Here is a 15417-nt window from a genome sequence, read left to right as displayed (position 1 = left end):
AAGTTAAATTAATTCTAGGAATTAGTGAAATTGGGAGTAAAAACTTAACCAAAAAGAATACTCGCAACATCTTCAATTTTTGCCACAAGCTCAATTTTGATTCCGGTATTTTTTAAAGTGATTTTGTTGTATTTAGAAACAAAAATCGTGTCAAAGCCTAATTTTTCAGCTTCCTGAATTCTTTGATCAACGCGGTTTACAGGACGAATTTCTCCAGAAAGTCCAACTTCGCCGGCAAAACAAAAACCTTTTCCAACCGGAATATCTTCGTTTGATGATAAAATGGCAGCAACAACGGCAAGGTCAATTGCAGGATCATCAACAGAAATTCCTCCGGTTACGTTTAGGAAAACGTCTTTTGCGCCCAAACGGAATCCTGCTCTTTTTTCTAAAACAGCTAAAATCATGTTTAGCCTTTTGGCGTTATAACCCGTTGTACTTCGTTGTGGAGTTCCGTAAACTGCGGTGCTTACTAAAGATTGGATTTCTATCATTAACGGACGCATTCCTTCAAGAGTTGTAGCAATTGCGGTTCCTGATAATTCTTCGTCTTTGTGCGAGATCAATATTTCTGAAGGATTGCTGACTTCGCGCAAACCGCTTCCAAGCATTTCGTAAATTCCGAGTTCAGAAGTTGAACCAAAACGATTTTTTAGCGAGCGTAAAATTCGGTAAATGTGGTTTCTGTCGCCTTCAAATTGCAAAACGGTATCAACCATGTGTTCCAGAATTTTTGGTCCGGCGATATTTCCATCTTTCGTAATATGTCCGATTAAAATAACCGGAATATTAGTTTCTTTGGCAAATTTGATCAATTCGGCAGTAGTTTCCCTAATTTGAGAAATACTTCCGGCAGTCGATTCAATATAATCAGTATGTAAAGTCTGAATCGAATCGATAATTACAATTTCTGGCTGAATGGCTTCAATTTGTTTGAAGATATTTTGCGTTTTTGTTTCCGTTAGAATGTAGCAGTTTTCACTGCTTGGCGTTATTCTTTCGGCACGCATTTTTATTTGTTTCTGACTTTCTTCTCCAGAAACATATAAAGTTTTATAAGGTAATTTTAATGAGATTTGAAGTAAAAGTGTGCTTTTTCCTATTCCTGGTTCTCCGCCTAAAAGCGTTAAAGATCCCGGAACAATTCCGCCGCCCAAAACACGATTCAATTCGCCGTCAGTAGTATCCATTCGGATTTCCTGAGCCGAATCGATTTCATTTATTTTTAAAGGTTTTGGTGCTTTGCTTGTTGAGGCTGGTTCGCTTTTCCACGCTGCTTTTTCCTGTTTCTGAATTATTTCTTCAGCAATAGTATTCCATTCTTTGCAGGCATTGCATTGTCCCTGCCATTTGGAATATTGGGTACCGCAGTTTTGGCAAAAAAAGGAAGTTTTAACTTTTGACATTATTTGGTTTTTTTAGCAAGCGTATTCATTTCGTCAATTTTCTCATACATCAAATCTTTATTCAAGTCGCCAATTGGCTCCATTTGTGAAGCATTTTGGTATTTTTTTGAAGCATGTTTAGGATCGCCCATTTTTTCATACATCAAGCCTAATTCATATTCGCCTAACATAGCTTTTGGATAATTTACGTTTCCAATTTCAGCCATTCTTCCCAATTCGTCGTAGGCATTTCTTTTTAAAATAATATTTTCAATTATTTTAAAATCACCCATTCTAACAGGAATCTGAACGCCTAGAACTTCAGACATATCATTGTATTTTTTTTGTAAATAATCCGCATAACCCGTTTGAAGAACCGCAATTTTATCGTTGTATTCGGCAGAATTTATGGGTCTGTATATATCAAAAATCTGATATAACGCACTCGGAATCGAATGTAAAACCTCAGTATAATGAGTCGCGCCTTTAAATACTTCGTATTTATAATTCACTAACGGATTATTTGCAATTTTAATATTGCTGGCCAATTTTTCAATCGGCTCTTTTATTTTCTTGATATCGCCTTCGCCGGCAGAAAGATAATAGAATATTGGTTTTTGTATTTTGGCAAATTTTTCAGCAATTCTTACTTCCATTTTTGGAGCAAGTTCCGGGCTCAAACAAATGTACGCATTAAAAAGAGGTTCTTCTTTATAAAGATAAAAGTTGGCAAAACTTGCGGTTACATCATGACCTGCAATAATTCTGAAAGGAGATGTACGGTATTTTTTCTCTACATACGGAATTAGCTCTGAACCAATAAATTCGAAAAATTTTGCTCCTTTTTCAAAAGGCAGCCCTTCGTTTTGATCAATTGTGGTGTCATCGTAACGTTCTTCATCTTTATTTTGATGAATACCAATGATAATCATCTCTGGAATATCATCCCAATAATTACCATAACTTACGGCTCCAGAAAACGGATCAAACAAATAATCGCCATCTAATAAATATAAAACAGGATATTTTTTATCTGATTTTGCATCGTAAGAAGGAGGAAGTCCAATTGTTATTCTTCTTTCTTCTCCTAGTTTTTCGGATTGAATATTGTCAAATTTTTTCTGGGAGAATACAGAAATGGAAATTAATGTAATGAGTAGGTAAACTTTTTTCATGATTTGTGGCATTTCAGTGAATTAAAAAGTATTCGAAATAGTGTAGCAATATACTATTTTATTTGCTTTTTGCGATTTGGGGATAATAAAAAAAGCAATGATTTCTTACGGTAAATATATTTTCGATTTAGGCAAAAGAAAATCTGTTTGTACAAAAATATTTTTGACAAATTACACGCGTAAACAAGAAAGGAATGTGGTTTATGTTAACGAATTATCGTTTTCATTTGGGAAAATGATCCACGGTTTGAAGGTTTTAGCTTCTTCAAAATCCAGTGTCGCATACGAAATGATAATAATAATGTCGTCTTTTTGAACTTTTCGGGCAGCAGGTCCATTCAGCGTGATTTCGCCTGAATTTTTTTCTCCCTTAATGGCATAAGTTTCAAAACGTTCTCCATTATTAATGTTAACAATAGCTACTTTTTCGCCTTCAATAATGTTTGAAGCTTCTAGTAGAGTTTCATCAATAGTAATACTGCCAATATAATTTAAATCAGCTCCAGTAACTTTTACTCGATGAATTTTTGATTTTATAACTTGAATTTGCATGGAGCAAAGGTAATTTAATTTAATGAAATGGTGTCTATCAGTCTTATAGAATTAACAAATACCGCTATAAACGCACGGTATTTTTTATCGTTTGTTTTGTGATCGATAGGTAATAATGTAGATTCATCAGCAATGACGAAATATTCGAGTTCAAATCTTTCGTTATCTTTAAAGGAATCTTCGACAAATTTTATGGTTTCTTCAGGTGTACTGTTTTGGAAGATTTCTTTGGCTTCGGTTAAAACTTTATAGATTATAGAAGCTTCTTTTCTTTCTTCAGCAGTTAATCTTTCGTTTCTTGAACTCATTGCCAGGAGATTGTCTTCTCTAAAAATTGGACAACCCACAACATTTACCGGAAGATTATTTTTTTCGACCAGTTTTTTAACAATTTGAAGCTGCTGAAAATCTTTTTCGCCAAAATAAGCATTGGTTGGCGTAACGATTTCGAACAAACGTTTTACGATTGTTCCAACACCATTAAAATGGCCCGGACGGAATTTTCCTTCCATCTGATTTTCTAAACCATCAAAGTCAAAAGACTGTGAAATTGTCTGTCCTTCGTAAATATCATCGACAGAAGGAGCATATAAAATTATTTTGTCACTTAAACCTCTCATTTTCTTAACGTCTTCTTCAAGAGTTCGAGGGTATTTTTCAAGATCTTCGGGATTGTTAAATTGCGTTGGATTTACAAAAATACTTACAACAGTGTCGTCATTTTCTTTAAGTGAACGCTGCATTAAAGCCAGATGCCCTTGGTGTAAAGCTCCCATGGTTGGGACAAATCCTATAGTCGAATTTGCGGTTTTGATAGTTTTTAAATAAGCTATCAGAGCTACTTTACCGTAGAAAATATGCATGGCGGTATTATTAAAATTTAGTGCAAACATAATATATTAGTTATAAACTGCATAAATTTTTGTAATTTTGCGACGTTTTTATTACCAAAAATTAAGTAAAATACTATTATGAAAGATAAGAGGATATTATACGTATCATCTGAAGTCGTGCCTTATTTGGCTGAAAATGAGGTTTCTTTAATGTCTTATGACGTTCCCAAAATGATTAACGATCAGGGAGGTCAGATAAGAATTTTCATGCCAAGATATGGAAATATCAACGAAAGAAGACATCAATTACACGAAGTGATCAGGCTTTCAGGGATGAATTTGGTAGTGAATGATTTAGATATGCCATTGATTATCAAAGTAGCTTCAATTCCAAAAGAAAGAATTCAAGTTTACTTTATTGATAATGATGAATATTTTAAGCGTAAAGCCACTTTTGCAGACGAAGAAGGGGTTTTATATCCAGACAACGACGAGCGTGCGATATTTTTTGCAAAGGGAGTTGTTGAAACTGTAAAAAAATTAAATTGGGTTCCGGATATTATCCATGTTCATGGATGGTTGGCGGCGATGCTTCCAATTTATATGAAACACTATTATAAAAATGAGGCTTTATTTAACGATACAAAAATCGTTACCTCAGTTTATGGTCAGTCTTTTGATGAAAATTTAGATTTAGAAATGATAAACAAGGTTAAATTTGATGGTGTTCCGCACGAATCAATTTCTGATCTTGAAACTCCAAATTACGAAAATGTCTTAAAGGCCAGCATATTGCATTCTGATGCTGTCATTATTGCGTCAGAAAATGTTTCTCCAAGTTTAACAAAATTTATAGAATCTTCAGGAAAACCTTTTTTACCTTTCGCCGCGAAAGATGCATTCGCTGAAGCGTATACAAATTTCTATAAAACTATGGGTCTTTAAATTTTAACTATTAATACGAATATGTACAATACTTCTTTTATTAAGAAAATTCTATTAGCTGCAACAGTTGTTTTTTTATATTCTTGCGACAAAGATTTTAATGCGATTGGTGATGATTTAATTGGTGATGATCATTTTGGATTGGAATCTGAAAAATATGATGTTATAGCTTATAATCAAGAAGTAACTCCAATACAATCAAATTCCTTAGCAACAAATGCTTTAGGAATTTATGATAATCCGGTTTTTGGTACCACTACTGCAAATTATAATACACAAGTATCACTTGCTGCGTACGCACCATCAATTGGAGACGCACCGGTAATTGATAGTGTGACGGTTAATATACCTTATTATAGCCATGTTACAGGTATAAGTGCTAGTACTGGAAGGAATGAGTATGCGCTCGATTCTATTTATGGAAGCGAAGGAGGGTTTTTAAAATTGGGTGTTTATGAGTCTAAATATTTAATGAGAAGTTCTTATTATGAGAATGGTAATCAATTAGCACAGCTTTACTATAATGATCAAAATGATATTGATTTTGATCCTAATAAAGGAACGTTATTGAATGATGATGCTAAAGAATTTCAAAATAATAAATTCTTTTTTAGTTCTAAAGAAACTACTGAGATAACAAAAGATAAAGATGGTAAAGACGTTAAAACTTATACGTCGCCAGCGATGCGCTTAAATTTAAATAAGGCATTTTTTCAAACTAAAATTTTAAACGCTGCAAAAGAAAAACTTTCTGCTGCTGATGTGTTTCAGGAATATTTTAGAGGATTATATTTTAAAGTTGAAAGAGTTAGCGGCAGCCCAAGTAATATGGCATTAATGGATTTTTCGAAAGGAAAAATTACAGTTTATTATAAAGCAAAAACAGATATTACAACTGATGCTGATGATGTAAAGGAAGACAGGACTTTAGTAATAAATTTAACAGGAAGTAATGTCAGCCTTCTTCAGGATGTTAAAGATGCGACTTATCAAAATGCAGTAAGCAGTCGTAATATGACTACCGGTGATGACAGGCTTTATTTAAAAGGAGGTCAGGGATCTCTTGCTATTATAGAGCTTAAAGATTTTGGTTCTAAATTAGAAGAAATTAGAAAAAACGGATGGCTGGTAAATGAAGCTAACTTAGTTTTTACGATAGATGCTGCAAAAATGGCGGTTAAAAAGACTGATAATCTGCAAGCGCAGGAACCTAAAAGAGTTTATTTGTATGACTTTACAAATAATGTACCCATTTTAGATTATGCTGCAGATGGAAGTTCAAGTATAACATCTGACCCAAGAATGTCAAAAGTGGTTTATGGAGGTATAATCAATGTTGATGCAACGACAGGGAGGGGAACTACTTATAAAATTAGATTGACAAATCATATTCGTAATCTTATAAAGACTGCAACAGCGACGAATGTAAAGTTAGGTTTGGTTGTTATCGATGATATTAGTGCTGTAACATCAAACAAATTGAAAAATAGAATTTTATTAAATGCAAGTACAAATGAATATTTTTCAGAAGTACCGAGAGCATCAGTTATGAATCCGTTAGGTACGATATTATATGGTAATAATATTCCTGCCGGTAATGCGGATTACGATAAAAGATTGAGGCTTGAGGTTTACTACACGAAACCAAATAAATAAGTAATATATGTGTGGAATTGTTGGATATATCGGTCACAGAGAGGCCTATCCTATTGTTATCAAGGGCTTAAAGCGGCTTGAGTACAGAGGATATGATAGTGCCGGCGTTATGTTGTATGATGACGAATCAGGTATAAAAGTTTGTAAAACAAAAGGTAAAGTTTCAGATCTTGAAGCTAAAGCTAATGAAGGTTTTACAATAAATGGAAATATTGGAATTGGACACACTCGCTGGGCTACCCACGGTGTACCAAATGACGTGAACTCGCATCCTCATGTTTCTAATTCTGGAGATTTAGTAATCATCCACAATGGAATTATTGAGAATTATGCGCCGCTTAAAGAAGAGTTAATTAAGCGTGGATACACTTTTAAATCTGATACTGATACTGAGGTTTTAGTAAACCTGATTGAAGAAGTTCAGAAAAATGAAAAAATTAAACTTGGTAAAGCAGTTCAGATTGCGTTAAACCAAGTTGTAGGAGCTTATGCAATTGCTGTTTTTGATAAAAAGAATCCAAACGAAATTGTTGCGGCAAGATTAGGTAGTCCATTAGCAATTGGAGTAGGTGAAGGAGAATTCTTTATTGCTTCTGATGCTTCTCCGTTTATTGAATATACTGCAAATGCGGTATATTTAGAAGATGGTGAAATGGCTAATATCAGACTGCACAAACCTCTTAAAGTAAGAAAAATTAAAGATGACTCTTTAGTAGATCCGTACATTCAGGAACTTCAATTGAATTTGGAGCAAATTGAAAAAGGAGGTTATGATCATTTCATGCTAAAAGAAATCTACGAACAGCCAAGTGTAATTAAAGATACTTACAGAGGAAGACTTCATGCAAATGAAGGAATTGTTCAAATGGCTGGTGTTGAAGATAATCTGGAGAAATTCTTAAATGCCAAGCGAATTTTAATTGTTGCTTGTGGAACTTCATGGCATGCTGGTTTAGTTGCTGAGTATATTTTTGAAGAATTTACACGTATTCCGGTTGAAGTAGAATACGCTTCTGAATTTAGATACAGAAACCCAATCATAAATAAAGATGACGTTGTAATTGCGATTTCTCAATCTGGAGAAACGGCAGATACTATGGCCGCTATTAAATTGGCTAAAGAAAACGGAGCTTTTGTATTTGGAGTTTGTAACGTTGTAGGTTCATCTATTTCAAGAGAAAGTCATGCAGGTGCTTACACGCACGCAGGACCAGAAATTGGAGTAGCTTCTACAAAAGCTTTTACAACTCAAATCACAGTTCTTACCATGATTGCTTTACGATTAGGAAAAGCAAAAGGAACTTTGTCAAATCCTGATTTCCATGCATACTTACAAGAATTAGAATTAATTCCTGAAAAAGTGGCTGAAGCATTAGAAACAAACGACAGAGCAAAAGAAATTGCTGCTAAATTTAAAGATGCTCCAAACTGCCTTTATTTAGGTAGAGGATATAATTTCCCGGTAGCATTGGAAGGAGCTTTAAAACTTAAAGAGATCTCTTATATTCACGCTGAAGGTTATCCGGCTGCTGAAATGAAACACGGACCAATTGCTTTAATTGATGAGCAAATGCCGGTTATTGTAATTGCACCTAAACAAGGTCACTACGATAAAATTGTAAGTAACATTCAGGAGATTAAATCTAGAAGTGGTAAAATCATTGCTGTTGTTACAAAAGGAGATACACAAGTTCGTGAATTAGCTGATTATGTAATCGAAATTCCTGAAACTTCAGATGCATTGTCACCGCTTATTACTACAATTCCGTTACAATTGCTTTCATACTATATTGCAGTTATGAGAGGATGTAATGTTGATCAACCGCGTAACTTAGCAAAATCTGTTACGGTAGAATAGCTATTTTTTTAAAATACAAATAATGTTAAAAAAGCGAGATTTAGGTCTCGCTTTTTTTGTGCTCTAATTTTTTTTGTTAACATTAAATTTGTAGGATTTAAAATATAATTATACGTTTGTAGGAAAATATTTTAAATTTTATTATTTATGAGAACGCTTCTTCTTTTTGTTCTGCTTCATTTTTGTTTTTCTGCAAGCGCACAAACTAAACTAACTTTTAGTTACGATGGTGCAGGAAATCAAACAAACAGATCGTTATGCATCAATTGTGTATCAAAACCTGTACAGCAGGTTAAAGAAATTGAAGCTGTCGAAGAAGACGATTTAGAAAAATTCTTTCCAGAAGATGTGATCTCCTATTATCCAAATCCTGTAAAAGAACAATTGTACCTGCAATGGCAGCTGGCTCAGGATAATTATGTGACTTCTGTTCATGTTTATTCTATAACGGGACAGGTTTTAAGAACTTATGAAGCAAATAGCAGCTTAAACAATTTAAACATCCCTTTTCAGCAATATCCTACGGGTATTTATCTAGTGTTGCTTTCTTATAAAGATGGAGGAGAAAAATCTATTAAAATCATTAAACAATAATTTGCTATGAGGAAGTTTTATATTACATTCCTGTTTTTCAGTTTATCGTTTTTTGTTTCAGGTCAGGACTCAGGTGGAACACCTGTCGAAGGAGTAACTCTTATAAAAAGAGGAAATAAAGCACTAGAAACTACAGATAATAGTACTGAAAAAAACAGTAATAAATTATTAGCCGTAAGTGTAATGCCTGGGCCAACAGGGACTTCAACTGAAGTAGGTATTACCGAAGGGCAGTTGTCAGTTTCGCTGAATGGAGTAGCAGGTTATTCTATTCCAATTTCAGTACCTGCAGGAATTAATGGTGTAGTTCCTCAAATAAGTCTAGTTTATAGTAGTCAGACAGGAAATGGAATTGCTGGTTACGGCTGGAACATCGCAGGTGTCTCAGCTATAACTAGAATTTCTAGAACAAAATTTCATGATGGAAGTGTCGGAGGAATAAATCTTGATGCCAAGGATCGTTTTGCTCTGGATGGACAACGGTTGATTTTAAAAACAGGGTTGGTTTATGGCTTGGCTGGTTCGACTTATGAAACTGAGAACTTCTCAAATGTAAAAATTACTGCAGTTGGAGTATCGCCACAAGGAAGTAATTATGGGCCTGCCTCTTTCTTAGTAGAGTATCCTGATGGTTCTGTTGCAGAGTATGGTAATACTTTAGACTCACAATCCATTACAGCGTGGACGATAAATTATTGGCAAAACTCACAAGGAGTAAGAATTTCATATAATTATACTAAACTAGAAAACAATATTGTTGTTACCAGCATAAAATATGGTACTTTAGGAACTACAGCACCTATTAACGAAATTCAGTTTATTTATGGTACACGTACAAGGCCAGAACAGTCCTACATAGGAGGAAAAAGTATACTGAACAACAAGATATTAGAAAAAATTCAAGTAAAAAGCAATGGAATAGGTTTTAGAAATTATAACCTTTCATACATCTCCAGTTCTATAGGATACCAACGTTTAGAGAAAGTATTTGAAGTAAGTGGAGATGGAACTAAAAGTTACAATCCAACGATATTCACTTATGAAAACTCCCTCGAATCAATATCATATGCGGATATTACCACAGAATTAAGCGTGGGGAATATATCTTCTCAAAATGCGGCTACTGTTTCCGGAGATTTTGGTGGTGATGAAAAAATGGATTTCTTGATCTATCCTACAACAGGTCCTGACACTAAGTCAAAGTATTGGCTGTATTCGGATATAAATTCTGGAGGGGATAATATGGGTTTTGAACATAAAGTGGGAGCTTTTGAGGCTGTTTTTCCTGTTAGTTGGCTAACTTGGAACAATAAGTTTTACTCAAAACAAGGCTGGGCTGTGGCAAAAAAGTCAGCTGCTAATTATACTTTTACGGTTTATAGTGCTGGAATATCGTCCCCTATTTATTACCAATATGAAAAGGTGGTAAATTTTCCAACTATTTTTTTGAAAAAAATACTTTCAGGAGATTTTAATGGTGATGGTATAACTGATGTAATTGCTATTGATCTAGATCTTCAGTCACCTAGTTCCAAGAAAGTATATTTTATAGATTTAAAAAGAGACAATACTACTAACTTTCTAACCTATTCTGGTGAACTGGCTTCTGTTATCACTTCCAATTCTAAAGTAGAAGTAGCTGATGTAAATGGTGATGGAAAATCTGACATCATGATTTTTGAAAAAGGAAAAGTAACTGCTTATACCCTCAATGATAACAATCAATTAACTTTATTATTTGATTATGCGGACACTCAAATTTTTTCAAGTCCAAACTTTCCTCTTCTGGGGGATTATAATGGAGATGGGAAAACAGATTTTATAATTCCTGGCGAGGAAAACAATAAGACTATGTCATGGTTCATTTATATATCAACGGGAGCTGCTATTGTGAAAAGCCCTTTTTTTGGAATTACTTATGAACCCAATTACGGAAATTATATAGCTACCGATTATGATAAAGATGGAAAGTCTGATATAATTATAACCTCAAGTGTTAAAAATACCAGTACTTTAAAGGGGCGAATAGATATTAGTTGTTATAATAACAAATCGGACGTTCTTTCTAATGAGGTTCGTTATTATGTTGTCGGAGGTCCTTCTTCTTCAAGTATAAATAGCGTGGATATTAATCTGAATACACTACCTATTTACTTACCTACCGGAAGAGGGATATCGAGTAATGGTAAACCATACAATCCAACTTTGGAAATTGCCTTTTTAAGTAATGATAAAATATTTTATTTTAATTCTAAGAAAGACAATGCACAAGATCAATTACTGCGAACTATAACTACAGGTAATGGAGTTAGAGAATCAATTACCTATCAGCCATTATCTGCGACTTCTTATAATGAGAGATATATGCCAATATATGCTAGTGGATATATGGAAAATTATCCCAAAATTGATATAGAATCTGCAGCAACTGTACAGGTAGTTACCAAATTAGAGAAACAAAGTGCTACTGTTTATAAAAAGCAATTGTTTGCGTATGCTGGAGCAACTTTCGATTTAGAAGGATTAGGCTTTATGGGGTTTCGTGCGTCGATGCGAACTAATTGGTTTGAGGATGATAGCAAGGCAATTAGTACGGTGTCTAAGTTTGATCCAAATTTGCGTGGAGCTATTACTGAGAGTTATACTTATCTGGGGATAGTTAGTCCTTCAATTGCATTAAATAATGTGGCTCCAAATGTTCCTAGAGCAAGCCAAATTACAGTAAACAACACGAGAACAGCAACGGAGACTCTTTTAGCAACAAACAATATTACTTTTAGCCCAGGTGCAATTATCAAACCTGAAGCAGGGAATACTTTTATTGCTAAAATTACTTCTGATTACGACGCTAATGGCTATACTGAAACAAATACCAGCCCACCTTATGATCTGATAAGTAAATCCTTGTCATTTTATGAAACCAGCCTGTCTCCATCCAAAGTTTTTAAACTCCAAAATGTAAGATCCAACAATTACGATATTATAAATGATAGCAGTAATGAAACTAATACTGTATATGATAACTTCAACAATCCTGTAGAGTCTATAACGAAAATTAGATCAGGAGGAGTTAACCAAAAAGTCACTACTAGTGTAATAGCTTATGAACCGGCTATAAACTCCCCTTATATGGTAGGCAGGCTTAAAAGCAAAACACAAAATGTAACGGCTTTTGGCGATAGTATGAATTCTAAGGAAACTTATCAATATGGCTCAGGATCAGAAAGTAATTTACTAAAAGTAATCCAAAAATGGGGCAACAATACAAATGCTATTAAAGAAACCAATGGGTATGACACTTTTGGAAATATCATAGTAAAAACAATATCTGCACCTGGCGTGACAGATAGAAAAACTAGTTTTGTCTACTATCCAACTGGTATTTTATTAAAAGAAAGTACTGGTATTGAAGGATTCAAAACGGCATTTGAGTATTATCCTAACGGTACACTCAAATCAGAAAATAGGCAAACCGAACTTGGTGTTTGGAACAATGCTTTGTTAACAGGTTATGAATATGATTCCTGGTTCAGGAAAACGGTAGTTACCGATTATTTGGGTAAAACCCATACATATGCCTATATACGCGAAAGCGAGAAAGCTAAAATCACTCTCATTGGAAACAGTGATGATACTTATAATGAAGAGCTATTTGATGAATTGGGTAGAAAAATTCGTACTGGTATAAAAGACATACAAGGCACTATGTCCTACAAAGATTTTAAATATGATATTTATGATCGTAACTTTAGTGTTAGCGAACCCAATACAGGCAGTCCATTATGGAATACCACTTTGTATGATGTTTACGGCCGTCCCGAAACTATTACAGATTACAAAGGTAAAGTACTGACTATAAAATATGATAAACGAACCACTACAATAACAGATGGCAGTACAGGTCAAATCAAAGTATCTACCAAAAATGCCATGGGTAATGTGCTTACCCTGCTCGAAAGCCCAATAGGAGGCACCATAAATTATAGTTATTTTGCCAACGGAAATCTTAAGGAAACCAATTATAATGGCAATAAAACAAGTATAATACAAGATGGCTGGGGACGCAAGATCAGCCTAACGGACCCTTCTGCTGGTACATACACCTATGGTTATAATGAACTTGGCGAAAGTACAAAAGAAACAACTCCAAACGGCAGTACCACCTATAAACTGAACGATTGGGGTAAACTTGAAACCAAAACTATAGCAGGCACTAATACGAACAGTACTACCCAGTACACCTATACGCCAGACAGCAAATTACTTCTAAAATCAGTATATACTGATGCTGGAGATACAGGGAAAACAATTATTACCGATTATACCTACGACTCTAAAAAACGATTGGAAACCACGACAGAAACCACAGGTTATGGTGCTGTTTTTACAAAAAAAATAGAATATGATGCCTGGGGCAGAGTTGAAAAAGAAACCAAAACTGCATCTTTAAACGGAAAAACCAGTACCTCTGCTACGCAAAATGAGTACAAAAATGGTTTTGCATATAAAGTATATGAAATAAACAACGGACAAAAGACCAAAACTCTTTGGGAAACAACCGAGGTAAATGCGCAAGGGCAGCTGACCAAAGCGGCACTTGGTAATGGAATTGCTATTAATAATATATATGACAGTTATGGTTATGTAACCAATGCAAAGCACACTTTGGGTATGACCACCATTATGGAATTAGGTGCCAATTTTGACACGCAGCGAGGCAATCTTAAGTGGCGTAAAAACAGCCTTTTTGGAAATGTTACGGAAAATTTCGATTACGATAGTCAGGACCGACTTGTACAATACCTTAATACACAAGGTGTTCAGGAAAATCAGGTCTATGAAGACGATGGGCGTATTAAATCTAATACGTTAGGAACTTACAATTATGCTAATGCTGGTAAAAAATATCAAAATACCTCTATAACATTAACTCCGGAGGCTTTAACTGATTATCAAAATAAATCTTTACAGACAGTTAGCTATAACACATTTAAAAGTCCTGTAGAAATAATAGAAGATGGTAAAGACAAAATAAGCTTTGTGTATAATGCCAATAACGATCGTAGTGTTATGTTTTATGGAGGATTGGGACTTAAGGAAACGCGAACTTACCGTAAACATTACAGTGCCGATGGCGCTATGGAGATCAAAGAAAATACCCAGACAGGAGCGATCGAGTTCGTAACTTATATTGGTGGTGACGGTTACTCGGCTCCGGTCGTTTATAAAAAAGCATATAGTAGTGTAGGAGCTATACAAGAACAAACTTTATATTTGCACAGAGATTATCAAGGCAGTATCTTGGCCATAACCAACGAGACAGGAGCTATAGTAGAAAAAAGACAGTTTGATGCTTGGGGAGCAATTGTAAAAGTACAAGATGGTACGGGCAATATATTAAACGGTCTTACTATTCTTGACAGAGGTTACACAGGACATGAACACTTGCAAAGTGTAGGTCTTATACATATGAATGGACGTTTGTATGACCCTAAACTTCATCGTTTCTTGCAGCCAGACAATTATGTACAAGACCCTAATAATACCCAAAACTACAACCGTTATGGGTATGTGCTAAACAATCCTCTAAAATACACAGATCCTAGTGGAGAATTTAAAATTAATTGGAACAACATAATTGCAGGAGTTGCAATAGCTGTTGGAACAGTTTTGTCTGTAACTGGAGTGGGAACTGTAGTTGGGGCTGCGTTAATTGGGGCTGGAGTGGCACATTTTGGTGCTGCCTATGCTGAGTATACTAAAACTGGAGATTGGAATGCTGCTTCAAATAATGCTGGAATTAGTTTTAGCACAACTATAAAGACAGATTGGGGTTATGGCGAGTCTAAAGATAAACAAAATGGTATTATACAAAGTGAATCTATTGTAAAGCCTAATACGTTGAATGGTAATCAAACTGCAATGGATAATAGTGGTGGCAACTGGGCTATTAATGTAAATTCTACTAAAGGCAGCTTACCATGTACAGGAGATTGTGATGGATGGATGGGCACAGAATACATAGGGCCAACACCCGTCGCTACTTACTACAAAAAACAAACAGCTGTAGATATGGTTGATTTGGCAGCACAAAAACATGATGCCGGATATATTCTTATGGGAGCTGATGGTATATCAGGGGCATTGTTTGATTTAAGTGTACTTAAATATGATCTTAAACTTTATAATGATTCAAAAAAAGTGTACCACGATTATTATAATTATGCTATTGATTCACAAACATGGCAGCCGATATCGTTTCAAACACAACTAAGAGCAGCGGCTGTTATGTCTGCATTTGGTCCCATTGTTCAAGTAAAGCAAGGTCTGCTAAATGTGCGAACAGCATACCAGGATTTTATTTTTTCTAAAAACCAATTTTTTAAAACATTATATTTTTAAAACATAAATTTTAATTA

The 15417-nt window shown here is 34.7% G+C and carries 9 protein-coding genes; 5 read left to right on the top strand and 4 right to left on the bottom strand.

Translation table 11 applies throughout. From position 1 onward, the window contains the following. Positions 1–44 precede the first annotated feature (44 nt). The 4 genes from radA to panC all read right to left on the bottom strand — a co-directional run bounded on the left by radA (position 45) and on the right by panC (position 4005). A complete protein-coding gene (radA, locus tag BUE10_RS13315) occupies positions 45–1406 on the bottom strand; it encodes a DNA repair protein RadA (RefSeq protein ID WP_073485800.1) in 1362 nt (453 codons plus the stop codon). Next, entirely contained in the window at positions 1406–2560 is a 1155-nt protein-coding gene (locus BUE10_RS13310) for an alpha/beta hydrolase (RefSeq protein ID WP_073485798.1), read from the bottom strand. The genes radA and BUE10_RS13310 overlap by 1 nt, the downstream gene beginning before the upstream one ends. 201 nt (positions 2561–2761) lie before the next feature. Beyond that, positions 2762–3112: an aspartate 1-decarboxylase gene (panD, locus tag BUE10_RS13305; protein WP_053473997.1), complete on the bottom strand. Its 351-nt coding sequence runs from the start codon at positions 3110–3112 to the stop codon at positions 2762–2764. Positions 3113–3126: 14 nt separating this feature from the next. Further along, complete coding sequence (gene panC / locus BUE10_RS13300; RefSeq protein WP_073485796.1) at positions 3127–4005, bottom strand: pantoate--beta-alanine ligase; 879 nt, start codon at positions 4003–4005, stop codon at positions 3127–3129. Positions 4006–4083: 78 nt separating this feature from the next. Here panC and BUE10_RS13295 point away from each other — a divergent pair, with 78 nt between their 5' ends. The 5 genes from BUE10_RS13295 to BUE10_RS13275 all read left to right on the top strand — a co-directional run bounded on the left by BUE10_RS13295 (position 4084) and on the right by BUE10_RS13275 (position 15400). Beyond that, the gene (locus BUE10_RS13295; RefSeq protein WP_056199861.1) at positions 4084–4890 is read left to right on the top strand and encodes a glycogen/starch synthase; all 807 of its coding nucleotides are present in this window, start codon (positions 4084–4086) and stop codon (positions 4888–4890) included. A gap of 21 nt (positions 4891–4911) precedes the next feature. Beyond that, positions 4912–6546: a DUF4270 domain-containing protein gene (locus BUE10_RS13290; protein WP_073485794.1), complete on the top strand. Its 1635-nt coding sequence runs from the start codon at positions 4912–4914 to the stop codon at positions 6544–6546. A gap of 7 nt (positions 6547–6553) precedes the next feature. Beyond that, the gene (gene glmS / locus BUE10_RS13285) at positions 6554–8404 is read left to right on the top strand and encodes a glutamine--fructose-6-phosphate transaminase (isomerizing) (RefSeq protein WP_053474001.1); all 1851 of its coding nucleotides are present in this window, start codon (positions 6554–6556) and stop codon (positions 8402–8404) included. Between the two features lie 147 nt (positions 8405–8551). Further along, positions 8552–8998 carry a T9SS type A sorting domain-containing protein gene (locus tag BUE10_RS13280; protein ID WP_073485792.1) on the top strand — a complete coding sequence of 149 codons (447 nt, stop codon included), beginning with the start codon at positions 8552–8554 and terminating at the stop codon, positions 8996–8998. 6 nt (positions 8999–9004) lie between these two features. Further along, positions 9005–15400 (top strand): RHS repeat-associated core domain-containing protein, encoded by a 6396-nt coding sequence (locus BUE10_RS13275; RefSeq protein ID WP_073485790.1) that lies wholly within the window; start codon positions 9005–9007, stop codon positions 15398–15400. Positions 15401–15417: the final 17 nt, after the last annotated feature.

This window comes from Flavobacterium sp. CF108, assembly GCF_900129795.1.
In the GTDB taxonomy this organism is placed as follows: domain Bacteria; phylum Bacteroidota; class Bacteroidia; order Flavobacteriales; family Flavobacteriaceae; genus Flavobacterium.
This window is presented reverse-complemented; position numbering and strand designations above follow the sequence as displayed.

What these genes read in the sequence shown, in the direction of transcription:
- glmS (WP_053474001.1), top strand. Translation starts at nt 6,554, where the DNA reads ATGTGTGGAATTGTTGGATATATCGGTCACAGAGAGGCCTATCCTATT.
- BUE10_RS13280 (WP_073485792.1), top strand. Translation starts at nt 8,552, where the DNA reads ATGAGAACGCTTCTTCTTTTTGTTCTGCTTCATTTTTGTTTTTCTGCA.
- BUE10_RS13290 (WP_073485794.1), top strand. Translation starts at nt 4,912, where the DNA reads ATGTACAATACTTCTTTTATTAAGAAAATTCTATTAGCTGCAACAGTT.
- panC (WP_073485796.1), bottom strand. Translation starts at nt 4,005, where the DNA reads ATGTTTGCACTAAATTTTAATAATACCGCCATGCATATTTTCTACGGT.
- BUE10_RS13295 (WP_056199861.1), top strand. Translation starts at nt 4,084, where the DNA reads ATGAAAGATAAGAGGATATTATACGTATCATCTGAAGTCGTGCCTTAT.
- BUE10_RS13310 (WP_073485798.1), bottom strand. Translation starts at nt 2,560, where the DNA reads ATGAAAAAAGTTTACCTACTCATTACATTAATTTCCATTTCTGTATTC.
- BUE10_RS13275 (WP_073485790.1), top strand. Translation starts at nt 9,005, where the DNA reads ATGAGGAAGTTTTATATTACATTCCTGTTTTTCAGTTTATCGTTTTTT.
- panD (WP_053473997.1), bottom strand. Translation starts at nt 3,112, where the DNA reads ATGCAAATTCAAGTTATAAAATCAAAAATTCATCGAGTAAAAGTTACT.
- radA (WP_073485800.1), bottom strand. Translation starts at nt 1,406, where the DNA reads ATGTCAAAAGTTAAAACTTCCTTTTTTTGCCAAAACTGCGGTACCCAA.